Below are 25,606 nucleotides of genomic sequence, written 5' to 3' on the forward strand. Positions count from 1 at the left end.
ACTTCCTTAGTCTTCTACCTTGCCTCCGGCAGCTTCAATAGCTTCGCGAGCACCTTTAGAAGCCTTAAGGCCTTTAACGGTAACTGCGCGTGAAACTTCGCCAGATTTAACAACTTTAACGAACAAAACGTTCTTTTTAACTAGACCAGCTGCCTGTAGCGCGCTTAGGTCTACCACATCGCCTTCAACTTTAGCGATTTCGTATAGGTTTACTTCAGCAGATACTAGTGATTTGCGTGAAGTGAAACCGAACTTAGGTAGACGACGTTGCATAGGCATTTGACCGCCTTCGAAACCAACGCGTACTTTACCGCCAGAACGTGACTTTTGACCTTTGTGACCACGACCACCAGTCTTACCAAGACCAGAACCGATACCACGACCAACACGTTTAGCGGCAGTTTTTGAACCTGCAGCAGGAGAAAGTGTATTCAAATGCATTCGAATTACCCCTCAACCTTAACCATGTATGAAACTTGGTTGATCATACCACGTACACATGCTGTGTCTTCCAACTCAACAGTGTGATTGATACGACGTAAACCAAGGCCACGTAAAGTAGCTTTATGCTTCGGTAAACGACCGATAGAGCTCTTTACTTGTGTAACTTTTACAGTGTTATTAGCCATGGTTAATTACCCCTGAATCTGTTCAACAGTCAAACCACGTTTTGCAGCAATACCCTCTGGAGAATTCATGTTCTCTAGAGCTGAAATTGTTGCACGAACAACGTTGATTGGGTTAGTTGAACCGTAACATTTAGAAAGAACGTTCTGTACGCCCGTAACTTCTAATACTGCACGCATTGCGCCACCTGCGATGATACCAGTACCTTCAGATGCTGGTTTCATGAACACTTGTGAACCTGCGTGACGGCCCTTGATAGGGTGTTGCAGTGTGTTACCGTTAAGATCAACGTTGATCATGTTACGACGCGCTTTTTCCATTGCTTTTTGAATAGCAGCTGGTACTTCACGTGCTTTACCGTAACCAAAACCTACTTTACCTGCGCCGTCACCAACTACTGTTAGTGCAGTGAAGCTAAAGATACGACCACCTTTAACTACTTTAGACACACGGTTCACCGCAATTAGCTTTTCAGCTAAATCAGGCTGTTGTTGCTTTGCTTCTACGTTAGCCATTGTCTACTCCTAGAATTGCAAACCGGCTTCACGCGCAGCATCAGCTAGCGCCTTCACACGGCCGTGATATTTAAAGCCACTGCGATCAAAAGCTAGCTTTGCTATGCCTTTGTCAGCTGCACGTTCAGCAACCGCTTTACCTACAGCTTGTGCTGCAGCAACGTTGCTTGTACCTGTAACTGTTTCGCTAATTGCTTTCTCAACAGTAGAAGCAGCAGCCAGTACAGTACCCTCAGCATTAACTACCTGAGCGTAAATGTGACGTGGCGTGCGGTGGATAACAAGACGCGTTGTGCCTTGTTCAATAAAATTTCTACGTGTGCGTTTAGCACGACGTAGACGAGCTGTTTTTTTATCCATCGTCTTACCTTACTTCTTCTTGGCTTCTTTACGACGCACATGTTCGTCTGCATAACGAACACCTTTACCTTTATAAGGCTCTGGTGCACGGTATGCGCGAATGTTAGCAGCTGTTTGACCAACAACTTGCTTATCTGCGCCCTTAACAAGAATCTCAGTTTGGCTTGGAGTTTCAATCGTGATACCCGCTGGGATCTCGAAATTAACTGGGTGTGAAAAGCCAAGAGTTAAGTCTAATACTTTACCCTTAACTGCCGCACGATAACCAACACCGATTAACTGAAGTTTCTTCTCATAACCTTCATTCGTACCAACAATCATGTTGTTGATAAGTGCACGAGCAGTACCTGCTTGTGCCCATGCGTTCGCAACTTCACGAGGTGTAGTTGTGATCACGTTATCAGTAAGAGTTACTTCAACAGCGTTGTTAATAGTACGAGTCAACTCACCGTTTTTGCCTTTAACTGTGATGTCCTGGCCTTTAATTGTAACTTCTACACCGGCAGGAACTGAAATTGGAGCCTTCGCTATACGAGACATTGTTCCCCTCCGATTAAGCTACAAAGCCAATGATTTCACCACCGATACCAGCACTACGTGCGGCACGGTCTGTCATCAAGCCTTGAGAAGTTGATACGATAGCGATACCTAGACCACCCATTACCTTCGGTAACGCGTCACGTTTCTTATAGATACGTAGACCTGGGCGACTAACACGCTGGATGTTTTCAATAACAGCTTTACCTTCGAAATATTTTAATTCGATAGTCAATTCTGCTTTTACGTCACTAGATACTGCGAAGTCAGTAATGAAACCTTCGTCTTTAAGTACCTTTGCAACTGCTACTTTCAGCTTTGAAGTAGGCATTGCAACAGCAACCTTCTTCGCAGTCTGACCGTTACGGATACGTGTGAACAAATCCGCAATAGGATCTTGCAAGCTCATTGTCTTACTCCCGTGATTCTATTACCAAGAAGCCTTTTTAAGGCCAGGAATTTCACCGCGCATAGCTGCTTCGCGAACTTTAATACGGCTCATGCCGAATTTACGAAGGAAACCATGTGGGCGGCCCGTAATGTTACAACGATTACGTTGACGTGCAGGGCTAGAATCACGCGGTAGAGCTTGTAGCTTTAATACCGCATCCCAACGATCATCTTCTGACGCATTAACATCAGAAATGATAGCTTTTAGTGCCGCACGCTTTTCAGCGAACTGAGCAACTAATTTAGTGCGCTTTGCTTCGCGCGCTTTCATAGAATTCTTTGCCATAACCCTACCCTTATTTCTTAAATGGGAAGTTAAACGCTTCTAACAACGCACGGCCTTCCTCATCAGTTTTCGCAGAAGTCGTGATTGTGATATCCATACCGCGAACACGGTCTACTTTATCATAATCGATTTCTGGGAAGATGATTTGCTCACGTACGCCCATAGAGTAGTTACCACGTCCGTCAAAAGACTTAGCACTTACACCGCGGAAGTCACGAATACGAGGCATTGCAATTGAGACTAAACGCTCAAAGAAATCCCACATACGTTCGCCACGTAGGGTTACTTTACAACCAATTGGGTAGCCTTCACGAATCTTGAAGCCAGCTACTGACTTACGTGCTTTCGTGATAAGCGCTTTCTGACCAGAGATTGCTTCTAGATCGTTTACAGCGTTTTCTAGAATTTTCTTGTCAGCTAGGGCTTCGCCCACACCCATGTTTAATGTGATCTTTTCGATCTGAGGGACTTGCATAACAGAGCTGAAACCGAACTTCTCTTGAAGTTCAACTACTACTTTGTCTTTATATACTTCATGCAGTTTCGCCATCGTCTACTCCAACTATTAGATAGTTTTACCAGTAGATTTGAAGATACGTAATTTCTTACCGTCTTCAATCTTGAAACCTACACGATCCGCTTTACCAGTTTCCTGGTTGAAGATCGCAACGTTTGATACGTCGACTGACGCTTCTTTCTCAACAATACCACCAGCTTGCTGCAACTGCGGAACAGGCTTTTGGTGCTTCTTGATTAAGTTAATGCCTTCGACAAATACTCGACCAGCTTCAGTTACAACTGAAAGCACTTTTCCGCGCTTACCTTTGTCTTTGCCGGCTAGTATGATTACTTCGTCATCACGACGGATTTTTGCTGCCATGATAGATTCCTTATAGTACTTCTGGGGCTAGTGAAACGATCTTCATGAACTTTTCAGTACGCAGTTCACGAGTCACAGGGCCGAAGATACGAGTACCAACAGGCTGTAAGCTATCATTTAAGATAACAGCCGCATTGCTATCGAAACGGATCAAAGAACCGTCCGGACGACGAACGCCTTTTCTAGTACGCACAACTACCGCGTTTTTAACATCACCTTTCTTCACTTTACCGCGAGGAATTGCTTCTTTAACAGAAACTTTAATGATGTCACCAATCGCTGCATAGCGACGGTGCGAACCACCAAGGACTTTTATACACTGCACTTTGCGAGCGCCGCTGTTATCAGCAACGTCCAGCTGAGTTTGCATTTGGATCATCTGAATGAGCTCCGGTGTAGTTTTAACACGCTTTAATTTGTTTAAAATCAAAGCACTTCGATTAAATACCACTCAAAAAACAATTAGATTGTCGTTCAAGGGCGGGCAATTGTACCAGCAAAGTACTAGGTTGGATAGCTCAATTTTTAATTAATTCGAACTATCTACTCACTTTCCTTAAGCACTTTTCTGATATGAGGACAAGGAGTTAATTTTTCAAGATAGAAAATCAAACTCACTCAACAGGTTAAGTTTTAACCAACACCATTGATGCGAGATAAAAAGTGTCCTAGCTAAATCCTAAAAACACTCAATTAATTATTTTCAGTTCCCCTAGCACAAGTGTTTATGTAATACCTCACTACTTTCCTCGCAAAAAAGTCGTATTTTATAACCGAAAAAGATACACTTACCTTCATGAAAAAAATAATAAAGAGTCGCTGTGTTAAAGCTCAATGAACTCTATCAACAAGTACAACCGCTTGGTCAAGGGGGCATGAGTACCGTTTACTTGGCTATTGACCCTCAACTTGGGCGCCGTGTTGCGATTAAAGTACTGGATATAAACCATACTGACAGCACACATGCATTGCGTGAGGCACAATTGTTGGCGCAATTTAATCACCCCAATATCGTCCATGTTTATAAAGTACATCAAGACCAAACGCAACTTGCCATTGAAATGGAGTACGTTGAAGGGGCCACATTAAAGCACCACTTAAAAGCCAATCGATTGAGTACCGAGCAAAAACTTGAGATTTTACTGAATATTGCCAATGGCCTTGATGCAGCTCATAACAAAAACATTCTGCACTTAGACCTAAAGCTCGACAATATATTAATCGATGAACAAGGCTCCGCCAAAATTGCCGACTTTGGTATTTCGCAGTTTAAAGGTGAATCACAACTAAACACCAGTTCAAGTTTCGGTAGCCTGACCGCCATGTCACCCGAACAGCTCAACAAACAACCCCTTGATAGTAAGTCCGACTTATTCTCGTTTGGGTTATTGGCCTATCAACTCTTTGCTGAGCGACACCCTTATGCCTCGCAAGCCACGCAAAATACCCCAACGGCCATTGCCGAACAAATAAAGCATGTACCTTGTCAGGCCGATGCCCGTCACGTGATTGACATGCCAAGTCAACTGGGGCCATTCCTTAATCGATTGTTGTCGTATGAAAAAGCCCTAAGACCGAATAACTTTGCAGATGTTGCGCACCACATAAAGCAGCTATTGCTCAATGTCAGCTATGACAACTGTGATGTAACACAGGCAATTAATGACACGCCTTTAGAAAACCCGCTCAACCATACTCGAGCTCATAACATCGCTGATAATAAAGATGAGCAACCGGCTGCTAAAAAACGCCACCCTTCTCTTTTTACATCTGCAAGTTGGTCTGCAAGCCTACTGGTTACACTGCTAATCAGCCTCGCTGGCGCAGGCTACTGGTATTGGCTTGAAACCAAACCCAAAACCTATTTGGCTGCACTGCCCATTCATTTTGACGAACAACACGCCCTGACCGACACACAGAAACGCATTGTTAACCTCGGCATGGCCGATGCCATCAGTAATTTTACGTTTCAAAATAACGCCATGTTGCAGGTTTCTAACTCCGAAGTAAAAACCGCCATCAAATTGATGGGCGAAGATGCCTCGCTGACTGATTTAGGCAAAGCGCTTGGTGCAGATCTGTTACTCGAGCCAATCTTAGCTTGCCGCGCTTCAATTTGTGAAGTCACCCTCAATACCATTGAAAGTGAAAAAGCCAGCATTATTAATACTGTTAGGTACAGTGTAGACTCTGAAAGTTTTTCTGAAATTTACAGTAACACCATCCTTTATATTAATGATTTATTCTCTGAAAGCTACTTCGCACCACTATATAGTCAACAGATGTATCAAAAGTATGTCACTTTAGCTGAACAAGCAAAAAGCGGCCATCTCAGTCTCAAGCAAAAAGTGACTGAGATTAAACAACTCATTCGAGAAGCACCTAACTTTCACCCTTTATATAAATTATATAGAGAAGTAGCCATTCACGCGCATTCTCAAAGCTCAGATAATACTCTTTTATATGATTTGTTGGACGTGCTAGAAAATGCCCCCGAAAGTTATAAGCAAAGCCCTGTTTATGTGACCGATAAAGTACGAATCTATCAGACTCTAAAAGAATGGAATAAAGCGGAAGAACTTTTGGCTTTTTTGGAAAGCTCCAAAAAAATTGAGCAATATGAATTACTGATGTTGAAAGCGAGTTTATTACGAGAACAGAATAACAATACAGCCGCATTGATTAATGTTACTAAAGCCTACCAATTAAGGCCGACGCTACAAGCCACTCGAAATACCGCCATTGCATACTTTTTTAATGGTAATTATCAACAAGCGATTGAATACCTCGATTTAGTCAATCAAATGGCCCCGAATGATGTATGGGCACTCAATACCTTTGCCGATATTTCTTTGGCCAGTGGTAATACCGAGCAAGCCATTGACGCTTATTTGCGCCTCATTATAGACTCACCAGACACAACGAGTTTGCACTCAAATTTATCAATCGGTTATATGCTTCAAGGCAATTACACCGAGGCGTTAAAGTCATCCCAAAGAGCCTACGATAGCAACTCAGCGAGTATTTATATCTCTCTGAATTTTGCAGATAGCCTAACTTTTGAAAACCAACTAGATAAAGCCAATGCTATTTATCACAATATTATAATTAAAACGGAAGAAGCGAAGGATTTAGATGCGTTATTGGTTCGCGTACAAGCATTATTACACACGGGTAAAAAACTCAAGGCGCTAAGGCTATTTAACAAAATAGAAAAACAAGACCCAAACCTTTACGATAGCAAATTTATTAAAGCTATGATGTTAACCAAGTTAGGGGAATATCAGTCGGCGCTTGTTGCCATCGAAGAGAGTTTAGACGCGGGATGGAATATCGCCTTTTACAAACTACCCTGGTTTATCCCTTTGTGTGAGTATAACTTGCAACTCAGTTTATCTAACCGCACAGAAAGCCTAACAGCTATCTGTACGGAAGCTTTATGAGGCTAGTTTGGCGGAATTTTCTGAATTATGATCTTTGGATCTTGCGAAAAGTATAACTGGCTCGCATCATCGCCTAACTGCGCGATTACTCTAAAGTCGACTTCATAGTTGGTGTCTGCTTGCAATGGTACGGCAGGGAAAGCTTGGGTTTTCTCTTGCTGCATTTTCGCCAACACCTCCGCGGGGATCATGGCATTTTCAACAATGTTGGCAATGGTCACCACTAATGCGGCGCCTTTGTCTGTGACCTCACTGCTTAACTGGTAATTAAAATTGTCTTGCGCATCCGTAAATAACGTCCCGTTACCAAACAAACGCCAGCCAGCAGCAAAACTGTTTGAGTCAAGGGCGTAATGCAGCTCAACTGGCTGCCCGCTAGGCAACTCTGACAAGTAAATACTGAGTTCATCTGCCGGGTGACCCTGTTCATTGAGAATAGCCCATGCATCGCTGGTTTCAGTAGGCGCTATGGTGAATTTAAATTGTGTTGTCATACTCTATGATCCTTAATTTAATCATGAATATGAAAGCATAAATTAGTATGTACCACAATTACAGCACATTACACTTTATTTTATTACAACATCTGGCTCACGGTCGCATTTAATTACTTTGACTCTTTGCATATGCCGCAATGCACCTCAGCTAATATCATGACAGAAAAGCACTCACCCTCGATTAATTAGGCCTAGTTCACATCGTAATACTAAACCGAAACCCAAAATAATTTCCCTTAGGGTAAATATCTATAATTGAACCTAAGGTGGGACGATATCTAAACCACAGCCAAGATTTAACCTGTCAGTGATGCCGAGGTTCATCACTCCTCTAAGTGTTTAATCACCATTATTATTGATTTTTTATGCCTTATAAGATCATTGCAACGTTGAAATTATAGCCCTTGCCTCTTAAAGGTTCACCTTTACTTAGAACTTAGAACTTAGAACTTAAAACTTAAGACTTAAAACTTAAAACTTAAAACTTAAAACTTAAAACTTAAAACTTAAAACTTAAAACTTAAAACGATATTCTGCGGCTTCTATGCGCAGTAGCTCTTGATAAAAATCAGCTGGCAGTACCAGAGCACTCGGATCATCACGCACTGCTTTAACTTTAAGCTGTTCCATTAAACTAAGCCTTTGCTCAAGCCAACGTTCACTGAAGCGTGGATTGTTTCTCAAATGAGTAACCGACCTAAACTCAAAATAAATCGTTCGTCTTCGCTTGCCCGTTAACTGCCGATCTGAACCATGTACTGTATTAACATGATGGATCACAACATCACCCGCCTCTACCGCGACGTTTTTACTTGCCACACCACCTTGTTCCAGTGCATCTTTGAGTTCACATACACTCTGTGTTTGTAAATGTGAGCTAGGGATCACTTTCAATGCGCCTTGCTCTGCGAGAGCGTCATCTAAATAAACCCCTACAGTGACAACTCCTTCATCTGATCTCTCAGCCATATCTCGATGCCAATCGAATGATTCATTATTCACAGGGTCTTTTATCACCAAAGACTCATAAACCGGTAACGCGGGCTCTCCAATCAAGGTTTCGACCACATTGAGTACACTGGCATGAGTAAGCAAAGAGGCAAAATGAGTTTGATATTGAAATAAGTCATTAATACGAGATATTGATAACTGACCCCGATGTTTATATATCGCAATGTAATTGAGATCTAGCCCTTGCTCTGCCCTCTTTTTCGCATCAGACAGCAGTTGTTGCGCATGCTGCTGAAGCTGTGACAACAACGTTGCTTCAATTCCCTGCTTCACGACAATATAACCTTGCTGAGCAAACTCATCACGCCACTGCTGCTTCATACTTACGTACACCTTTTTATTATTTATCTCAGACAGTACTGCTGATATAACATAAAAGGCCTCATAAGTAGGCCTTTTATGTTAATTTAACGTTCACGCGCTCGTTTTGTTGTTATCCACCAAACAAGCCCTTGAACTTGTCTTTAAGTTTGTCTTTTAATTTATCTTTCACGCCTTCTTTCGCGGCACTGCTTATATCTATATTTACATCTACTTGATGAAAAGGGCCTTTAATGCGCAGCGGTACCTTCAAGCCGGTACTTTTATCTGTACTCGCCTGCCCTTCAACCGTATCAACAATACCAGTCACCAAACGGTAATTGACATAGGTTTTAGGTAAATCCACCTCACCAGAGCCAGTAATGCGTACTAACGGGCTCGCTAAACTCAAGTCATTATTGCGGCCAATACCCTCTTTAAATATAAAGCTGCCAGTTAAAGCTGAAAAATCAGTTTTTTGCTGTGGATCATAGTCAGCATTTAACCCTTCCTTTAATGAGGAAAAGTCACCTTTGAGCATCTCTTTGGCTTTACGAGTCATTTCAGCAATGTTTGCGCCTTTGACACCGCCATCTTTAAAGCTAAACGCTATTTTACCCGCTAAAGCGGATACAAATTGTTTTTGGCTTTGTCCTTGGGTTGTTAAATTCCAATCGATACTGCCTTTACCCAGTACTTTATCAAAACCAACAGCATCTGTTAGTAAAGGTTCTGCGTTGATGTTTTCTAACTCGAAATTGGTTGCCACTTGATAGGGCTGGTTCGTTGCGTCTACATTGACACTGCCTTTCCCCTTGCCTTCATAGGCGTTAAATTCATCAAGGCTAAGTTGCGCAATACTGTTTTTAAGTTGCAGTGAAAACTGGTTTTTCCCTAAAACAATATCTCGAGCTTTTAAACCTGTCGAGCGTACCACAACATGCGCGTCAAGCTGCCCCAATTCCGATAAGTCAATGGGCGTGTCATCCCACACAATAGGTGTGTTAGGTGTTTGCGTATCGGGCTTATCAGGTGCCGGAGTCGCAACAGAGTCAGGCAGGTAAGGATTTAAATCTAACATGCCTAAATCAATATTGGCGGTAATATCTGGCTTTTTTCCTAATACAACTTTGCTTTGGCCTTTTATTTCCAACTCGTCTAACTTGGCAACCAAAGAGTTAAGCGTAAATGTATTACCCACAAACGACATACTGCCAGCAATGCTAAATTGATTAAATGCGTTCTCTTTGGCCGTTAACGCAATATTTTGCCACTGGGTTATTGCTTTAACTGACTCACCCGCGAGGGTTAAGTCACCTTGAATATTTTTACCTTGCTGTGCAATCACCCCATCAAATTCAAGATTCAACAATTGTGAAGTAAGACGCTGTTGAATATTAAAGGTGTCTCCCACAATGGCTTTGGCTGGTGTATCAACTACGGACGTCAATTCAAACTTTTGAGATTGATAAGTTACCGCCCCGTTAATCGTCAATGCTTGATACAAAGATGGGAGCTGAATATTTAAGTCAAGTTCATTCAGCTGCTGCTTAACGCCTGTTTGGCCATCAATATAAGTAAGTGAACCACCATAAATAGCAACTTCACCAAGGCTCACATCAAAGCCACTGGGTAATGTAACGGCTGACGGTTGCTGTGACTTTGCAGTCTGTTGCGTAACAGGTGCATCTGCTTGTGTCGGAAATAATTGCCAGTTAGGCTGACCTTGCTGGTCAGTTTCTAGCGTTATTACTGGGTCATTAATTACAAAACGCTCTAACTTAGCCTCACCTGACAATAGCGAAAGCCAAGGTATATGTACTGACAATTGTTCCATCGAGAGCATATGCTCTGTGCTGCCCGTTGCCATATTCGAAAAACGTACATTATTTAAGGTGATATTTAGACTTGGAAATATCGACACCTTGCTATCACCTGCAATTTGCAAAGTTCTGCCTGTCGTTGACTCAACTTGTGTCGAAAGTTCGTCAATAATTGTCTGTGTTGGCACCAAAAAGGGCGCTGCCATTGCAACACCAACCACTACTACGACCACACCGCCAATAATTTTAACTACTGCGTTCATACCTTTCCCTATATATCTCATTACGCTATGCCTATTATAGTAGCCTTGCTACGTTATAAAAGCATTACTGAGTATGTGAGAGAATGTAGCTTACTCCCACATTCAATGTCATTCAAAACGAGATGCCACACAATATAGTCCCCTCATAAAAGTACATTCTAAAAGGTGTACCAAAAATTACTGACACAATTATCTATGCGCAGTGATTGTAACTTTCACATTCTTCGGTATGATCCACGACCTTGTCAGTTTTGCTAACCCTTAGCTAAACTGTAATGATAAAAATATGCTTATGTGTGGAGGCTCTAGCCAGTATGAAGAAGTTGCTTATTTCCCCGTCGAAAATGGCTCTAGGTGAACAAGAAAGTCAGATTTACCAAAATATATTAAAACAAGCCACTGAGATAAGCTTAAACTTGATGGCAGTTAAAGTAGAGCAGCACCCTGAAGACTTTTTAAGTTGGTGCTATGAATTACACGATGTTGCAAAAAACCGCATCAACTTTGAGTTACTTGACGACCACCAGTTACCTATCGTCAAAAAATTGCAAGATCAACTTGCCTCAGCAATTAGCTTTTTACAGCTTAAAACCTTACGTGTAGCGCCTTGGCCTGTAATCACGGGCTTTGTTTCTCAGCATAGTGAAGTGCTCGCACTAGAAGAGCAACTAAAGCTTACTGACTATATTGCTACATTACGTGCAACGCCACTTAAAGACATGATTGTGGAAGACAGGCTTACCTTCAGTGGTAAACATGCCGCCTCTTTAGATCCAAGTCTGTATAACTTTGATGTTGAATGGTTTGCCTCAACTAAAAATGCAAAAGGCTTCCACCAACTGTTTGCTGATTTCCCGGGCGAATTTGATACGGCACTGGCACACATCCCACTTGAAGGGGCTGTGAGTGAACAAGATTACCAACAGTTTATGATTGCCTACCTTAGCGCATTTGCCAACAGCGAAGAAAAACCAACTTTGGCTCCTGCGACTCGATTATTAGCCATGCGTCGTCCCGATGTGTTTACGCCGATAACCAACACAAAACTTGACGCACTATGCTCAGCTTTAGGTATTACCAAACTCAATAACCGTGACTTTGAGCGTTATTGGACTGACATTGTAAAAACAATTCATGCAATGCCTTGGTTTACCATGACTTCAGTTGCTGATGAGTTTGAACAACAGTTAGCCAGTATTAAAGCGCTAATTCCATGCTGGTTTTATCATGCGGATAAAGACACGGCCAACCAGTCTAATTATATCAAGTTGCTAAACAAGCCAACGAGAAGTGCAAGCTCTGGGGCTAAAAAGTCAGTTCGCCGTGGTAAAGAGTCAGCTGAGATATTAGTCGACCGAGCTTTAAGCGATGACTCTATTCCACAGCATATTCGTGATAAACGTGACTCGATTGTCTCTGAGGTAGAAAAAGGCCGTAGTGTCGATGAGACCATTTCATTAATGCGCGCGATATTTGGCTAACCCTTCTTAGAATATGGCTCTAATCGAGCCATATTCCATTTCATGACATTGACTCGTAAACTTATGCTACATCGCTGTGCAAAGTTAAAATCATTGCACCAAGTAAGGTCAACTTTTTTCCAACAACTTAGCCCCCACCCCTAGCAAGAATAAAAAAATCAACTATACATCAATGTAATGAATTAAAAATAACGCAATTTATTGCAACTGGCGCAATCATTGCTGAATTATTTATCTCTCTAGCGCATTGAGGAATAACAATGAAAAAACTACTACCACTGATATTCACAGCATCATTATTAAGTGCAACATCATTTCACAGCGTGGCAGAAGTCACTGCGAATGTAGCCGCAAGTTCCAACTACTTTTGGCGTGGCATCACGCAAACCAAAGATGGCTCAGCCGTTTCAGGGGGAATTGATTATAGCGATGACTCTGGCTTTTACGCGGGTACCTGGGTTTCTAATGTCGACTTTGGCAGCAAAACGAGCTATGAACTAGATTTGTATGCGGGATTTACTGGCACCCAAGGTGAGCTAGGTTACGATGTTGGTTATATCCACTACGCCTACCCTGATGCATCAGGTAGTAGTGATTTTGGCGAGTTATATGGTGCCTTAAGCTGGCAATGGCTAAGTGTGAAAGCCAGTTATCTGACCCACGCACAAGAAGATCAAAGTACGGAAGAAGAAATGCTGTATCTAGAGTTGGGTGCCAGCTTTACAATTTTAAATGGCACAGAACTGGCGTTCCACATCGGGCAGTCAAGTGGCGACACTGTTATGGAGTGGACCGGTGAAGACGATAGCTATATAGATTACGGTGTCAGCATTGCCAAAAACGGCTTTACCCTAGGACTAATTAAAACAGACTTAGACGCCGATGACGACGTAAAAGCATATGTCAGTTATGGGCTCGACTTCGAGCTCTAGCATAGTACGACCTCTTAACATAACCAAAAAAGGCCCGTTAGGGCCTTTTTAATATTAAGGCACACTATGGCCAGTCGAAGCTTGCCATATACGATACCACTGCTCTGGATTCATCGTCAGTAATTTGCTCTTAATCGCAGCGTTCACTCGGTCAATATTTCCCGTGCCCAGTACAATCGACGGCTTACTTGGTAAAGTCGCTAACCAACAATACACCACTTGATCTAATGAGGTTGCGCCAATTTCCTCACCAACCTGCTGTAACGCAGCTTGTAATCGTACTGCTTTTTCATCTTTACTGCTAAATAACTTACCACCCGCCAGCGGCGACCAAAACATAGGTGTAATGCCTAGCTCTTGGCATTGATCTAACGTGCCATCTTCTAATACTTTCATTTCATAGGGCGAGCATTCAACTTGGTTGCTCACTAATGGAAAGTCGCACCGTGATTGTAACAATGATAATTGCGAGCAAGAAAAATTAGAAACACCAAAGTGCAATACATCGCCTTGCTGTTTTAATTGCTGAAAAGCCTCAGCGACTTCGTCAGCACGCATTAAATAATCTGGTCGGTGGATCAGTAATACATCAATCCTATCTGTATTAAAGTGCTTTAGTGATTGTTGAACTGACGCCAAAATGTGCGCTTTGCTTGAATCATAATGGTTGGCTTTCCCAGACAGCCCCTTTTTAGCCAGCGCCGGACGAATGCCACATTTGGTAATGATTTTGATCTCATCTCGAATGCTGGGGGCTAATTTTAATGCTGCACCAAAAGCACTTTCACACTCATATTGACCATAAATATCAGCATGGTCCGTCTGAGTGACACCTAACTCAATACATTGCTTGATAAAGCTCACACATTGTTGCTCAGATAGCTGCCAATCCAACAGTCGCCAAAACCCCATCACAAACGGATCGATTACCCTTTTACTTGCATTCATAAAGTAACCTCTAATCGACTAACCACTTCTTTGGCTTTATCAACAGCCAGTTGAACATCCACATCTCGCGCTAGTGCCACTCCCATCCGGCGAGTGCCTTGCACTTCTGGTTTACCAAATAACCGTATATCTGTATTTGTTAAACTCAAGCCATGGGCGACGTTGCCAAACTCGACTTGATTTGACTCACCTGTCACTAAAATAACGCTTGATGCAGAAGGGCCATAAAAATGAATATTAGGGATCGGTAACCCTAGTATAGCTCGCACATGCAGTGCAAACTCACTCAGGTCTTGCGAGATTAAAGTCACCATACCAGTATCATGTGGCCTAGGAGATACTTCACTAAAATAAACTTCGTCCCCTTTAATGAATAACTCAACGCCAAACAGCCCACGTCCACCTAACGCATCAGTAACCAAAGTCGCAACTTGTTTGCTGCGCTCAAGTGCTAACTTACTCATAGCTTGTGGCTGCCAACTTTGTTGATAATCGCCATTTTCTTGGACATGGCCTATCGGTTCACAAAAGCTCGTTCCCTCAACATGGCGTACTGTCAGTAATGTGATCTCATAGTCAAAGTCAACAAACCCCTCAACAATCACTCTACCTTGCCCTGCTCGCCCACCTTCTTGCGCGTACTGCCATGCTTGCTCGATATCCTGAGCGCGCTTAACCACACTTTGCCCCTTGCCCGAAGAGCTCATTATTGGCTTTACCACACACGGAAAGCCTATCTCTTCTATGGCACGCTTAAAGTCATTAAAGGTATCAACAAATTGATATTCTGACGTAGGGATGTTTAAGTCTTCCGCAGCCAAACGACGAATACCTTCTCTATTCATAGTGAGTTGCGTTGCCTTAGCGCTGGGAACTACGGTAAACCCTTGGGCTTCTAACGCGACTAATTTCTCCGTCGCAATGGCCTCAATCTCAGGCACAATGTAATCAGGCTGCTCTAGGTGGATAATTTGCTCAAGCTTCTCTCCATCTAACATAGACAATACGTAAGACTTATCCGCTACCTGCATTGCAGGTGCGTGCTCGTATCTATCTAATACAATGACTTCACAACCTAAACGTTTAAACTCAATCACCACCTCTTTACCCAACTCGCCACCGCCACAAAGCAATACTTTGCATGCCGTAGTTGAAAAAGGCGTGCCTAACTTTTTAATTTTCATTTTTTTCCTTGGTAACCTATCAGCAAGCCTTATAATGCCCGATGTACAAATACTTGAGTAGTAAATATTTATTGCTCCACTAGATACTTAATGACAGACTTTTATCTCTTGCTTGGCTGGAAGCTTCAATTGTCTATTTGTTATTAGGGTGATTACTCGTAAAAATAACAATCGCAATATTTGTTACACGATACAAATCCACAATGCAGAATATAATGAGCACACTTAGACTCATTAACCAACGCAGCCGTATTCCTCCCAAGAGTTAAACTCACCGTTATGTGATCATCACAGTACTGCTGTATTTTACACCGTTATTATGCTGTAGCTGGAGCTTATCACCGTGTGTAAGTGCACCAACACCAGCTGGAGTTCCTGTCATTACAATATCTCCTGGGTAGAGTGAAAAAACTTGTGTAATGTTTGCCATCAGTTCCTCAATAGAATTGATCATCAAAGAAGTATCACCTCGTTGCTTAAGCTCACCATTAATCCAAAAGCGATATTCACTATCGCGCAGTTTATGATGCTTTGTTACCGGTGTAAAAGGTGTCAATGCACAACTCCCATCGTAGGCTTTCGCCCGCTCCCACGGTAAACCTTGGCTTTTTAAGCGCGTTTGCACATTCCGTAATGTAAAATCTAACCCCAAACCCACACCAGCCACCGCATCTGAATAACACACGGTATCTCGATCAACGACACTGCCAATGAGGATGACTAATTCTGCTTCATAATGATGTTCACCTAAATCCTCACGCAATTTTATTTCGCTGTCAAACGATTGAAAACTGCTACTTGGTTTCATAAATAACAATGGCTCATCTGGAAGAGGATTATTAAGCTCTTGCGCGTGCGCGACATAATTTCGACCAACACATACTGCCTTCCCTACTGGTAAATCAATGATACTGCCATCGTCCCATACCGCTTTATACAACATATTCATTTACTCACTGTATTTAATTAATTACATCATAAGTTCACATTTTACTAACGCATATTGCACCTAAGTACAGCACAGGTTATAACATGCTTTATACTAACTAAAATAAACAGGTAATCCTATGCAAGACCATGCCAATGTCGTCTTGAGTGACTTTATTGAGTACCCTCAAGATGAAATGTTACAGCGTGCCAATCACTTTCTCGACAATACTAAGCGCCGCCATTCTATCCGTAGTTTTAGCGACCGTCCTGTACCACAAGAGATAATAGAAGCGTGTATAAAAACAGCGGCAACGGCACCCAGCGGCGCAAACCATCAACCTTGGCATTTCGTTGCAATAAATAGCCTTGATGTAAAAAAACAAATCCGCCAAGCGGCTGAAGATTTAGAAAGATCATTTTATGAAGGCAGGGCAGGCGAAGAATGGTTAGATGCATTAAAGCCACTCGGTACCGACGCGCAAAAACCGTATTTAGAGCATGCACCTTGGCTTATTGCGGTATTCAGTCAAAAGAAAGGTGGGATCCAAAGCGAAGATAAAAATACCAATTACTATGTACATGAGTCGGTTGGACTCGCGACTGGGTTTTTAATTCAAGCATTACATAATGCAGGCCTTGCGACCTTAACGCACACACCAAAGCCAATGAGCTTCCTTACCGACATTTGCGGCCGAGACCGTGACAATGAACGTCCGTATATGCTTTTAATTGCTGGTTACCCAAGCGAAAATGCCACTGTGCCAGAGCATGCATTGGTCAAAAAACCCTTCGAAGAGATCGCAACCATTTTGTAACGCGCTTACCTCGCTGGCCGTGAAATTACTAACACGTTCAGCGAGCGCCTCTTATTGCAATAGGGCAATGCATTTTTACACAAGCTTCACTTTGACTATATACTTTAAGAGTAACCTAAACTAGGAGTGCCATAATGCTGACCAGTATACAAGATGTATTAAAAACCGTGCGACCTAACCAGCGCTGTATTAGTGCGGCACAAGCTAAAACTGAGCTACTTAATAATCACGGTCTACTAATTGACGTAAGAGAGCCCAGTGAACATCAACAAAAATCGATTGCCAATGCCCTTAATATTCCAAGGGGCTTACTAGAGTTTAAATTACCTGACATTGAAAAGGACGCCGAGCGACCCATATACTTGCACTGTGCAGCAGGGGGTCGCGCCATATTTGCAGCAGAGCAACTAACGCGTATTGGTTATCAAGATATTAGCGTGATCACCTGTAAATTTGACGATGTTTACGCAACGCTCTCATAATCCATATTACTTTTGCTTTTGGAGGTACGTGTTGCTTTTAGTCGTATCTCCTCATTGTATAAAAGTGTAGGAGCACGCTTACCCTTCATAACAATTGTTCAATATTTACACACATCTTTTCCCACCCAAGTCCAGCTAAAATTCCCTTAACATAACCAGTACGAGAGGGAACATACGATGTTAAAAAAGTACAAAGTAATTGGGTTACTTATCTCTGCGCCATTCATGCTCATGGGCTGTAATAGCGATAAAAAATCCGAAGTAGATAACTCATTCATAGGAGTATGGCAAAAAACCGCATACGGTGAAGTACTCGATATAAGCAAAGATACCATTTCTCGTTACGCATATAATCAACATAGCTGCATCAAAACACATACTCTACCGCGTAATAATGGCCTTCCTCCTGAAATCTCAGCACTCTCTCGTACTAACAGTGATATGCTGATTGTTACCTATCAAAATGAACTGAGTAGCAACCAATTTTCTAAAACTCTCTCTTTGCCCACATCATGTAAAACCCCTATCAACACCACAGACCACATCTCAGCGACCCAAACGTTTGAATACTTTTGGCATACTTTTAACGACTATTACGCATTTTTTGAACTCAGAGAAGTCGACTGGCAAGCACAGTATGATCAGTTTAAACCATTAATCACTGATACAATGGACGATGAAGCACTCTTTACTATCATGTCGACAATGGTTGAACCTTTGCAAGATGGTCATGTCTTTCTCAGTGCGGAACAATTTGAGTTTTCAGGTGCAAAACCGTCCCCGTTATTGGATGCAATTCAGGGGCTCGCTCGCGCCTCGCTTCGAACCGGTCAAGAACTTGATGAGTCAGATGTGATCAGCAGCCTTATTGCCAGCCACCAAAGTATTACTAGCACGTATATTACTCCCGCTAGTTTGCGCGCATTACCCGAAACCAAAGAGATGAAAACATTTATTTGGGGGAAAACTACCGATAATATCGGCATTTTGACAATTAATAATATGGCTAATTTTGCAGCTATTGAGAATGCACACGACGCCGAGCAGCTAACAGCATTACAGGTGCAATTAGATGTGATCATGCAAGATCTGGCTGAGACAGATGCATTGATTGTAGATATTCGTATAAATACGGGGGGAAGTGACAAGCTAGCCTTAGCCATTGCAGGTCGGTTTGCCACGCAAGATATTTTGGCTTTTAACAAACAAGCTATCAATAAAAGCGGCTTAGGTACCCCCGTACAAGCACTAGTAAAGCAACACAGTGCACCATACAACAAACCCGTTTACTTACTCACCAGCCAAATTACAACCAGTGCAGCTGAAATTTTTACCATGGCGATGCGACAATTTTCTCATGTAACACAAGTTGGTGAAGAAACATCTGGCGAGTTTTCAGATGTCCTTTCTTTTACGTTACCAAACGGATGGGAGATGGGCTTATCGAACGAAGTGTATCGTAATGCGCAAGGAGAGAATTTTGAGCGCGTTGGCATATCACCCCATATCAATGTCTCTGCATTCAACACCTACGAAATGGATTCACACCACTTTGCCAGTTACGACTATGTACTCAACCACTTAGGTAAGCAGAGTTATCTTCCACTTGAGCCGCATGAATTTACAGCACAAGTGAATGAGATTATGGCTGAGTACCACTTACCGGGGCTATCAGCTGCCATAATACATGAAGGCGCTACGGTATTTTCTTCTGGATTTGGGGTACAAGATCTTAATAACACTGCAGTGTCTGCAGATACCCCCTTCTTTTTGGCTTCAGTGAGTAAAGTATTAGTCGGCGCAACACTTGCCCAAGCTTTAGACAAAAAGCATATTTCATTAGATGAAAAAATTGCCCCGTTACTTCCCTTCCCACTGTATGTGCCTAATAACCAAGCCAACGAAATCTCTTTTCGTCACCTTATTACCCATACCAGTAGCATCATAGATAACCCACCAATTTTTAACTGTACTTACTATGTGCTAGACAGCCAAGTGAGTTTGTATAATTTGATGACAGAAGAAGATCTTTGTCCACCACAAGTCGATGCCGATTTACCTGAGTTTTTCCGTCAATACCTAAGTGATGAGGGAACGTTTAACACTCCACAAAATTATAGCCAGCAATACGACTATTCTGTCGGTGAGGTACACATATACTCTAATATTGCGACTAATTTAGCCGCTTATGCACTCGCGAAAAAATTAGATACCCCGTTTACCGAACTGTCACAACGTTATGTCTTCACTCCGTTAAATATGCACAATACCTATTGGGGCCTAGATACACCCAGTTCGGATGTTGCAAAGCGCCTCTATTTAGATCCAATCACGATGCAACCTGCCGTATACCCTAATTACCGCAGTATTACCTATGCCGATGGCTCAGTGATATCCACCGCTAATGATCTGACATATTTTCTCAAGGCGGCGATGAATAAAGGTAAAGTAGACGGCAAACAAGTCTTTTCGCGAAATATGGTCAACCAAATGCTGTCATCACAAACTGAAACTCCAACACGCAGTCGAGACATAGGGTACTTTTGGCAGCTAGATGGTGACATCATTCATCACAATGGGGCTGATCCGGGTGTACTCACTTATTTAATCGGCGATACTCGCACACAAAATGGCATCATCTTGCTCAGTAATGGCGATATTAACGTAGATATGCATGAAGAAGCTATGGAGGAAATTAAAACGCTAGCACTACGCTTAGCTTACACCTACCAACCATAACGTATTCGCGAGGTGCGATGCACCTCGCCTCAATTAAGTTGATAACCTAGCCCACGGTACAATATATCCTATTAACTTGGGGTTATATTGATTTCGACACGGCGATTCTGTGCTCTTCCTTGTGCCGTTGCATTGGTCGCAACAGGCTCCTGCTCGCCTAACCCTTTTGCACTTAAGCGATCTTTATCTATTTGCTGCGCAGATAAATAATCTTTCACACTCTTTGCACGTTGCTCACTCAGGCCTTGGTTAAAGGCATTATTGCCTTCACTATCCGTATGCCCAGTTATTATGAGTTGTGTCTTTGTGTAACGCTTCATCACCTGCGTTATTGCGTTCAACATACTATAAAAATCGGCAGAAATGGTCGCTTGGTTTGATGAAAAAGTAATATGTCCAGGCATGACTAAGCGCATGGAATTCCCTTCACGGATCACCGAGACCCCAGTGCCAGACAGCTGATCCTTAAACGCAGCTTCCTGCTCATCCATATAACTTCCAATTGCTGCGCCTGCAATGCCACCAATTGCCGCACCAATAAAGATACGCTTATCTTTATGGTTACCGGTTGCTTTGCCTAAGATTGCACCTGTTGCGGCACCAACAGATGCGCCTTTTTCAGCATTCGTCATCGTACAACCAGATAAATAAGTTGAATAAATACCTATTAATAAAAAAAGGGTAAGACGTGCCATTCAGATACTCTCTATTCACTGTGTTTTTGCACTAGTATGCAAACACCGCCTGAATAGAGAGTTAAGCTATGGTGATTGAGGCAACAGTACCTTGGGTATTTTGGGCAAGTGATAAGGAGCGATCACTCTGTCTAAAATGCCCGTTTTAGCTATATCCATCATGCCTTGATTCATTTGCATTGCCAGAGTGCTTTTAGCAAATGCTTTACTAAACGCCATATGACCATAAATTGTGTTTGTATGCCGATAAGCGACTTTTTTTAATTTCGAAGCAGGCTGGTCCAATACACTCATGGCTACTTCAGCAGTGTCTTCAACGGCGATAACTAAGTCCACTCTGCCTTTCAATAATAAATCAACAGCAACACGTTCAGAGGGTACAGCAACTTTGTTTAAACTACGATCTTCATTGAATTGTGTAAAATATACGCCACCACGCATCACTGCGATCCGCTTATTTTTAAGGTCCGCATATGTATGTACTTCAATATCACTGCTTTGTTTCGCATAAAAAACAAAAGAAGAGGGCAATGCCATATAAGGGGGTGATACAAACTGCATCATTCTTTCTCGTTCTGGTGTCTTTATTAGACCACCCAGTACATCCACTTCTCCTTGAATTAACATACGCATACATCGAGAAAATGGACAAGGTACAGGCTCTATTTTGTACCCTTTTTTTGTATAAGGTTGTAACTGAGTCAAAATATCAATAATCAAACCCGTTACATCTCCCTCATCAGTTATTACGCTGTATGGAGGTGCATGGTCTATTGCAACATATACTTTATCGTGGTCAGCATAGGCACTATTTACTAGCAGTAATCCCAGTAGCCATAAGCTAACAATAGAGTATTTCAAATCATCGTACCTCTGCTGTTTAATCACAACCAATCAAACTCATTCTAAAACAGTGTTTACGCCTTGCTAATCGTACAATAATGCCTATCAAGCATAGTAAAAAAACACTACATCGCACAGTCACAAAAATGTCATAATTATATGTAAAGCTGGACTGCTAACCATAACATAAGGTGAACCATGGTATTGAGTATTTTCTATCAGTTTTTTTTGTTAGGCTGCACCAGCTTCGGAGGGCCAGCCGCACACCTCGGCTTTTTCAAAAAACACTTTGTCGATAGTTTAAACTGGCTCTCAAATGAGCGGTATAGTTCTATGATCAGTTTATCACAGATACTTCCGGGGCCTGGCTCTAGCCAAGTAGGCTTTGCTATTGGGGTAGAACGAGCTGGCTTACTTGGTGGTATTGCTGCTTTCATTGGCTTTACACTCCCCTCTTTTTTGATCATGCTTATTTTAGCAATGACCGCCGCTCAGCTTGACGGCGCGATCAGTGACGTTATCCATGGCTTAAAATTATTTGCCGTGGTCGTCGTTGCAGATGCAATTTTAACCATGGCAAAAAGCTTCTGTAAAACAGCCCCTTTAAAGCTGATCACCTTTGCTAGCACCTTATTTATGCTCATCTCGCCAAGTGTGTTTAGCCAAATATGGTTACTCGTGATCGCCGCTTGTGTAGGTTTGTTATATCGCTTCAGTAGCATACCCGAAGTGTCTGAAAAACAGGATATGCAGTGGCAATGGCCAACGCTAATAGTCTTTGTAGGTTTATTTGTGTTATCAATCCTAAGCCTACCAAGTGATATTTTTGCACAGTTCTACCAAGCTGGCGCACTGGTTTTTGGTGGCGGCCATGTGGTTCTGCCACTATTACAAAATAGCGTCGAGCATTTGTCTCAGGAAAGCTTTTTAACAGCGTATGCTGCAGCACAAGCCGTGCCAGGTCCAATGTTTACAATTGCCACCTATTTGGGGGCTGTGGCTCAACCAGATAACATTTTAGTGGGTGCCATAATCGCAACACTGGCGGTGTTCTTACCTGGCCTATTACTCATGTATACCTGCCACCATAGCTGGTATGCACTAAGTAATTTACCTAGGTTTGCCAGTGTCACTGCCGCTATTAATGCCGCGGTTGTTGGATTACTTGCTGCGGCCTTTTATCAGCCTATTTGGTTATCCGCTGTCTCGGATCTCTGGCACATCGCGATTGTCATCATAGGTTTTGCTTGCATGAAACTATTCAAGCCACCACTTTGGACAATGCTCGTTGCATTTTCGGCTTTAGGGTTCGTCTTGTAAGGTATTAATTTGCAGTTGCCCCGAAACACTTTGGTACGGGCGCAACTCAAATTCAGGCATAACCGCTAACATATGGTCCATAATATCAGCTTGTAAATGCTCATAAAACACCCACTGTTTATTTGCGCTAAAGCAATAGAATTCAATCGGTAAACCATGGTGCTGCGGTGCAAGTTCGCGCACCATCAATACGCAATCTTGACTGATATCTTTATGCTTGCGCAAATATGCTTCACCATAACGACGATACAACCCTACATTAGTCAAAGGTTCAGGTAAGTCCCCAAAGCTCGTCAATTCAGGAAATGTACTTTGAAGTTGCGCAACTTTTGTTGTTGTTAGTGTCCTTATGCTATGCATATCAAGTAGCAGAGACCGCTTAATTCTTCGCCCTGCAGACTCTTGCATTGCACGCCAGTTCTTAAACGAATCAGTAATCAGCATGTAAGTCGGGATCGTCGTCACTGTATTGTCCCAATTACGAACCCGTACTGTATTTAGCCCTAAGTCGATCACCTCTCCATCGGCTCCAAATGCATCCACTTGGATCCAATCACCGATGGTAACGAGCCTGTTTGCGGCAATTTGTATAGAAGCAACTAATCCTAAAATGGTGTCTTTAAACACCAACAATGTCACAGCCGCTATGGCACCAAAGCCTGATAAAATGTAGGTAGGAGACTTATCAAGTAGCAAACTGATGATTAAGATACTGCAGATAATAAAGGTCATCAATTTAGTGACCTGCACAATACCTTGTATTGGTACGTCTTTCGCGAAGCGTAACTGGCTATAAATACCATGGGCTAAGTTAACTAAACTACTGACCAAAAAGCCCGACACGATTATCAAGACGATTTGACCAACTGATTTTAAGCTCATCAATACCCACTCAGGGGCGACCAATACTCTCGGGTAGAACGCAAGAAAAGCAACACAGCTGAGCATAGCTGCCAAGCGTCCAGTTAACTTATTAAGATGCTCACTGAGCAAGCCAAATCGTGAAGGAGAAAACTTCATCAGCGTATTTTGAATCGTTGGAAAAACTAATCTGCGCGTAAATAAATACACCAGTACAACCGCCAAAAAGCCAATACTATTTGCAGAAATACTGCTTAATAATACATCTTTAGGCAGCCCGTCAAACCAAGGCTCTAATAAATCTGTTATGTGGGCGATACCCATACTTGCCTACTCCTTACTAACGACTCTGTGCTGCTAGCCACTTCCATGTTAAAAGTCAAAACCACTATAACTCCTGATGCATGCTGTGAGTTATTTATAGTGCTCGTTTACTACTTGAGCTTTTGTAACTCAGTTAGTTGACCATCTTTTTCGTTCCATAAACGGTTCAATTCAGACTGAAAACGAACTCTAAACTCGTTATCATTACTGTAATCACCAATCAGCTCCTCACTCACTGGCATCACCTCAATATGAACATCCACTTGATTAACTTTGCCACTGACAAAATCAACAAAGCTTGGGATCCCTTGAGGGTAGTGAATGGTCACATTAACAACTTTGTTAATTTGCTCTCCCATCGCCTGCATCACAAAAGCAATGCCGCCTGCTTTAGGTTTTAACAAATTTTCAAATGGACTTTTTTGCCTTTGGTGCTTCTCAGGGGTAAAGCGAGTACCTTCAACAAAGTTAACAATACTGACAGGCATGGTTTTAAACTTTTCGCAGGCTTTGCGTGTTGTTTCTATGTCTTTGCCTTTAAGTTTAGGGTTCTTACGTAATTGACTTTTGCTAGTTCGAGTCATAAATGGAAAATCTAACGCCCACCAAGCCAACCCTAAAATTGGTACGTACAGCAATTCTTTCTTTAAAAAAAAGTTTAAAAATGGAATTTTTCTATGCAATACCCGCTGCATAATCACAATATCTACCCAGCTTTGATGATTTGCGACGACCAAATACCAATCTTTTTGCTTAATATTTTCTAGCCCAGTTACATTCAGCTGATATGGCGCTATTAAATTTTGATTTAAGTTGTTACCTGCGACCCACAAACTGGCGCACTCTTTTGCCACTATACTACATAACTTTTGCCACGCCGGAATAGGGAGCAACTTTAATAGCCCAAAAATAAAAATGGGAATAAACCACACGAGAGTATTCAGTACATATAAGAGTAAACTGAAAATGCGACGTAACCACGACATTCAATGTTTCCTTTACAACAGCCTAATTCAAAAGGCGCACACCTTGCTAGACATGTGCGCCTAATTTATGACAA

At 42.3% G+C, this 25,606-nt stretch carries 27 protein-coding genes; 7 read left to right on the forward strand and 20 right to left on the reverse strand.

The genetic code is table 11. The annotated features are described in order from the left end of the window. Positions 1-6: 6 nt before the first annotated feature. The 10 genes from rplO to rplN are packed head-to-tail and all read right to left on the reverse strand — an operon-like array spanning position 7 to position 4,034. Positions 7-441 carry a 50S ribosomal protein L15 gene (rplO, locus tag PCIT_RS09935; RefSeq protein ID WP_010363750.1) on the reverse strand — a complete coding sequence of 145 codons (435 nt, stop codon included), beginning with the start codon at positions 439-441 and terminating at the stop codon, positions 7-9. Positions 442-446: 5 nt separating this feature from the next. After that, a complete protein-coding gene (gene rpmD, locus PCIT_RS09940; protein ID WP_010363752.1) occupies positions 447-629 on the reverse strand; it encodes a 50S ribosomal protein L30 in 183 nt (60 codons plus the stop codon). Positions 630-635: 6 nt separating this feature from the next. After that, a complete protein-coding gene (rpsE, locus tag PCIT_RS09945; RefSeq protein ID WP_010363754.1) occupies positions 636-1,142 on the reverse strand; it encodes a 30S ribosomal protein S5 in 507 nt (168 codons plus the stop codon). Positions 1,143-1,151: 9 nt separating this feature from the next. Further along, the gene (rplR, locus tag PCIT_RS09950) at positions 1,152-1,502 is read right to left on the reverse strand and encodes a 50S ribosomal protein L18 (RefSeq protein ID WP_010363756.1); all 351 of its coding nucleotides are present in this window, start codon (positions 1,500-1,502) and stop codon (positions 1,152-1,154) included. A gap of 9 nt (positions 1,503-1,511) precedes the next feature. Next, a complete protein-coding gene (gene rplF, locus PCIT_RS09955; protein ID WP_010363759.1) occupies positions 1,512-2,042 on the reverse strand; it encodes a 50S ribosomal protein L6 in 531 nt (176 codons plus the stop codon). A gap of 13 nt (positions 2,043-2,055) precedes the next feature. Further along, the gene (rpsH, locus tag PCIT_RS09960; protein ID WP_010363760.1) at positions 2,056-2,448 is read right to left on the reverse strand and encodes a 30S ribosomal protein S8; all 393 of its coding nucleotides are present in this window, start codon (positions 2,446-2,448) and stop codon (positions 2,056-2,058) included. 21 nt (positions 2,449-2,469) lie between these two features. Continuing rightward, a complete protein-coding gene (rpsN, locus tag PCIT_RS09965) occupies positions 2,470-2,775 on the reverse strand; it encodes a 30S ribosomal protein S14 (RefSeq protein WP_010363762.1) in 306 nt (101 codons plus the stop codon). A gap of 10 nt (positions 2,776-2,785) precedes the next feature. Then, on the reverse strand, positions 2,786-3,325 hold the full coding sequence (rplE, locus tag PCIT_RS09970; protein WP_010363764.1) for a 50S ribosomal protein L5: 540 nt from the start codon (positions 3,323-3,325) through the stop codon (positions 2,786-2,788). Positions 3,326-3,340: 15 nt separating this feature from the next. Continuing rightward, complete coding sequence (gene rplX / locus PCIT_RS09975; protein ID WP_010363766.1) at positions 3,341-3,655, reverse strand: 50S ribosomal protein L24; 315 nt, start codon at positions 3,653-3,655, stop codon at positions 3,341-3,343. A gap of 10 nt (positions 3,656-3,665) precedes the next feature. Beyond that, positions 3,666-4,034, reverse strand: a complete 369-nt coding sequence (gene rplN / locus PCIT_RS09980; RefSeq protein ID WP_010363768.1) for a 50S ribosomal protein L14 — start codon at positions 4,032-4,034, stop codon at positions 3,666-3,668. Between the two features lie 442 nt (positions 4,035-4,476). Here rplN and PCIT_RS09985 point away from each other — a divergent pair, with 442 nt between their 5' ends. Beyond that, positions 4,477-7,098, forward strand: coding sequence for a serine/threonine-protein kinase (locus PCIT_RS09985; protein ID WP_010363771.1), 2,622 nt, complete (start codon positions 4,477-4,479; stop codon positions 7,096-7,098). 2 nt (positions 7,099-7,100) lie between these two features. On the opposite strand, the gene PCIT_RS09990 is transcribed toward PCIT_RS09985, so the two are convergent. The 3 genes from PCIT_RS09990 to PCIT_RS10000 form a co-directional block, all read right to left on the reverse strand. Then, positions 7,101-7,592 (reverse strand): hypothetical protein, encoded by a 492-nt coding sequence (locus tag PCIT_RS09990; RefSeq protein ID WP_010363773.1) that lies wholly within the window; start codon positions 7,590-7,592, stop codon positions 7,101-7,103. Between the two features lie 516 nt (positions 7,593-8,108). Continuing rightward, positions 8,109-8,927: a phytanoyl-CoA dioxygenase family protein gene (locus PCIT_RS09995; protein WP_192992790.1), complete on the reverse strand. Its 819-nt coding sequence runs from the start codon at positions 8,925-8,927 to the stop codon at positions 8,109-8,111. Between the two features lie 112 nt (positions 8,928-9,039). Further along, complete coding sequence (locus PCIT_RS10000; protein ID WP_010363776.1) at positions 9,040-10,992, reverse strand: AsmA family protein; 1,953 nt, start codon at positions 10,990-10,992, stop codon at positions 9,040-9,042. Between the two features lie 314 nt (positions 10,993-11,306). Between PCIT_RS10000 and PCIT_RS10005 the strand changes: the two genes are divergently transcribed. Then, positions 11,307-12,473: a hypothetical protein gene (locus PCIT_RS10005; RefSeq protein WP_040698148.1), complete on the forward strand. Its 1,167-nt coding sequence runs from the start codon at positions 11,307-11,309 to the stop codon at positions 12,471-12,473. 260 nt (positions 12,474-12,733) lie between these two features. After that, the gene (locus PCIT_RS10010) at positions 12,734-13,405 is read left to right on the forward strand and encodes a TorF family putative porin (protein WP_010363778.1); all 672 of its coding nucleotides are present in this window, start codon (positions 12,734-12,736) and stop codon (positions 13,403-13,405) included. A 54-nt stretch (positions 13,406-13,459) separates the two neighbouring features. Here PCIT_RS10010 and PCIT_RS10015 read toward each other — a convergent pair whose 3' ends face one another. From PCIT_RS10015 to PCIT_RS10025, 3 genes are all read right to left on the reverse strand, one after another. Further along, a complete protein-coding gene (locus PCIT_RS10015) occupies positions 13,460-14,353 on the reverse strand; it encodes an aldo/keto reductase (RefSeq protein ID WP_010363779.1) in 894 nt (297 codons plus the stop codon). Then, positions 14,350-15,537 carry a formate-dependent phosphoribosylglycinamide formyltransferase gene (purT, locus tag PCIT_RS10020; protein WP_010363780.1) on the reverse strand — a complete coding sequence of 396 codons (1,188 nt, stop codon included), beginning with the start codon at positions 15,535-15,537 and terminating at the stop codon, positions 14,350-14,352. Before purT ends, PCIT_RS10015 begins: the two co-directional genes overlap by 4 nt. Before the next feature lie 277 nt (positions 15,538-15,814). Beyond that, on the reverse strand, positions 15,815-16,486 hold the full coding sequence (locus PCIT_RS10025) for a fumarylacetoacetate hydrolase family protein (protein ID WP_238348009.1): 672 nt from the start codon (positions 16,484-16,486) through the stop codon (positions 15,815-15,817). Positions 16,487-16,604: 118 nt separating this feature from the next. Here PCIT_RS10025 and PCIT_RS10030 point away from each other — a divergent pair, with 118 nt between their 5' ends. The 3 genes from PCIT_RS10030 to PCIT_RS10040 all read left to right on the forward strand — a co-directional run bounded on the left by PCIT_RS10030 (position 16,605) and on the right by PCIT_RS10040 (position 20,503). Then, complete coding sequence (locus tag PCIT_RS10030; protein WP_010363782.1) at positions 16,605-17,282, forward strand: nitroreductase family protein; 678 nt, start codon at positions 16,605-16,607, stop codon at positions 17,280-17,282. A gap of 134 nt (positions 17,283-17,416) precedes the next feature. Next, a complete protein-coding gene (locus PCIT_RS10035; protein ID WP_010363783.1) occupies positions 17,417-17,764 on the forward strand; it encodes a rhodanese-like domain-containing protein in 348 nt (115 codons plus the stop codon). Positions 17,765-17,941: 177 nt separating this feature from the next. Next, on the forward strand, positions 17,942-20,503 hold the full coding sequence (locus tag PCIT_RS10040) for a serine hydrolase (protein WP_010363785.1): 2,562 nt from the start codon (positions 17,942-17,944) through the stop codon (positions 20,501-20,503). A gap of 71 nt (positions 20,504-20,574) precedes the next feature. Here PCIT_RS10040 and PCIT_RS10045 read toward each other — a convergent pair whose 3' ends face one another. Both PCIT_RS10045 and PCIT_RS10050 read right to left on the reverse strand, forming a co-directional pair. Beyond that, a complete protein-coding gene (locus tag PCIT_RS10045; protein ID WP_010363787.1) occupies positions 20,575-21,198 on the reverse strand; it encodes a YiaD family glycine zipper/OmpA-like lipoprotein in 624 nt (207 codons plus the stop codon). A gap of 66 nt (positions 21,199-21,264) precedes the next feature. Next, positions 21,265-22,059, reverse strand: coding sequence for a substrate-binding periplasmic protein (locus PCIT_RS10050; RefSeq protein WP_040698160.1), 795 nt, complete (start codon positions 22,057-22,059; stop codon positions 21,265-21,267). A gap of 180 nt (positions 22,060-22,239) precedes the next feature. Here PCIT_RS10050 and chrA point away from each other — a divergent pair, with 180 nt between their 5' ends. Next, on the forward strand, positions 22,240-23,361 hold the full coding sequence (gene chrA, locus PCIT_RS10055) for a chromate efflux transporter (RefSeq protein WP_010363791.1): 1,122 nt from the start codon (positions 22,240-22,242) through the stop codon (positions 23,359-23,361). Here the strand turns inward: chrA and PCIT_RS10060 are convergent. Both PCIT_RS10060 and PCIT_RS10065 read right to left on the reverse strand, forming a co-directional pair. Further along, complete coding sequence (locus tag PCIT_RS10060; protein WP_010363793.1) at positions 23,344-24,546, reverse strand: mechanosensitive ion channel family protein; 1,203 nt, start codon at positions 24,544-24,546, stop codon at positions 23,344-23,346. The two genes, chrA and PCIT_RS10060, sit on opposite strands and share 18 nt — an antisense overlap. Before the next feature lie 110 nt (positions 24,547-24,656). Continuing rightward, positions 24,657-25,532, reverse strand: a complete 876-nt coding sequence (locus tag PCIT_RS10065) for an acyltransferase (protein ID WP_010363795.1) — start codon at positions 25,530-25,532, stop codon at positions 24,657-24,659. Positions 25,533-25,606 lie beyond the last annotated feature (74 nt).

Source organism: Pseudoalteromonas citrea, from assembly GCF_000238375.3.
GTDB lineage: Bacteria > Pseudomonadota > Gammaproteobacteria > Enterobacterales > Alteromonadaceae > Pseudoalteromonas > Pseudoalteromonas citrea.

Coding starts and splice junctions, on each gene's coding strand:
- chrA (WP_010363791.1), top strand. CDS start 22,240: ATGGTATTGAGTATTTTCTATCAGTTTTTTTTGTTAGGCTGCACCAGC.
- PCIT_RS10065 (WP_010363795.1), bottom strand. CDS start 25,532: ATGTCGTGGTTACGTCGCATTTTCAGTTTACTCTTATATGTACTGAAT.
- rpsH (WP_010363760.1), bottom strand. CDS start 2,448: ATGAGCTTGCAAGATCCTATTGCGGATTTGTTCACACGTATCCGTAAC.
- PCIT_RS10005 (WP_040698148.1), top strand. CDS start 11,307: ATGAAGAAGTTGCTTATTTCCCCGTCGAAAATGGCTCTAGGTGAACAA.
- purT (WP_010363780.1), bottom strand. CDS start 15,537: ATGAAAATTAAAAAGTTAGGCACGCCTTTTTCAACTACGGCATGCAAA.
- rpsE (WP_010363754.1), bottom strand. CDS start 1,142: ATGGCTAACGTAGAAGCAAAGCAACAACAGCCTGATTTAGCTGAAAAG.
- PCIT_RS10000 (WP_010363776.1), bottom strand. CDS start 10,992: ATGAACGCAGTAGTTAAAATTATTGGCGGTGTGGTCGTAGTAGTGGTT.
- rplX (WP_010363766.1), bottom strand. CDS start 3,655: ATGGCAGCAAAAATCCGTCGTGATGACGAAGTAATCATACTAGCCGGC.
- rplN (WP_010363768.1), bottom strand. CDS start 4,034: ATGATCCAAATGCAAACTCAGCTGGACGTTGCTGATAACAGCGGCGCT.
- PCIT_RS10010 (WP_010363778.1), top strand. CDS start 12,734: ATGAAAAAACTACTACCACTGATATTCACAGCATCATTATTAAGTGCA.
- rplR (WP_010363756.1), bottom strand. CDS start 1,502: ATGGATAAAAAAACAGCTCGTCTACGTCGTGCTAAACGCACACGTAGA.
- rplF (WP_010363759.1), bottom strand. CDS start 2,042: ATGTCTCGTATAGCGAAGGCTCCAATTTCAGTTCCTGCCGGTGTAGAA.
- PCIT_RS10060 (WP_010363793.1), bottom strand. CDS start 24,546: ATGGGTATCGCCCACATAACAGATTTATTAGAGCCTTGGTTTGACGGG.
- rpmD (WP_010363752.1), bottom strand. CDS start 629: ATGGCTAATAACACTGTAAAAGTTACACAAGTAAAGAGCTCTATCGGT.
- PCIT_RS10025 (WP_238348009.1), bottom strand. CDS start 16,486: ATGAATATGTTGTATAAAGCGGTATGGGACGATGGCAGTATCATTGAT.
- PCIT_RS10030 (WP_010363782.1), top strand. CDS start 16,605: ATGCAAGACCATGCCAATGTCGTCTTGAGTGACTTTATTGAGTACCCT.
- PCIT_RS10035 (WP_010363783.1), top strand. CDS start 17,417: ATGCTGACCAGTATACAAGATGTATTAAAAACCGTGCGACCTAACCAG.
- PCIT_RS10015 (WP_010363779.1), bottom strand. CDS start 14,353: ATGAATGCAAGTAAAAGGGTAATCGATCCGTTTGTGATGGGGTTTTGG.
- PCIT_RS09990 (WP_010363773.1), bottom strand. CDS start 7,592: ATGACAACACAATTTAAATTCACCATAGCGCCTACTGAAACCAGCGAT.
- rplE (WP_010363764.1), bottom strand. CDS start 3,325: ATGGCGAAACTGCATGAAGTATATAAAGACAAAGTAGTAGTTGAACTT.
- PCIT_RS10040 (WP_010363785.1), top strand. CDS start 17,942: ATGTTAAAAAAGTACAAAGTAATTGGGTTACTTATCTCTGCGCCATTC.
- PCIT_RS10045 (WP_010363787.1), bottom strand. CDS start 21,198: ATGGCACGTCTTACCCTTTTTTTATTAATAGGTATTTATTCAACTTAT.
- PCIT_RS09995 (WP_192992790.1), bottom strand. CDS start 8,927: ATGAAGCAGCAGTGGCGTGATGAGTTTGCTCAGCAAGGTTATATTGTC.
- rplO (WP_010363750.1), bottom strand. CDS start 441: ATGCATTTGAATACACTTTCTCCTGCTGCAGGTTCAAAAACTGCCGCT.
- rpsN (WP_010363762.1), bottom strand. CDS start 2,775: ATGGCAAAGAATTCTATGAAAGCGCGCGAAGCAAAGCGCACTAAATTA.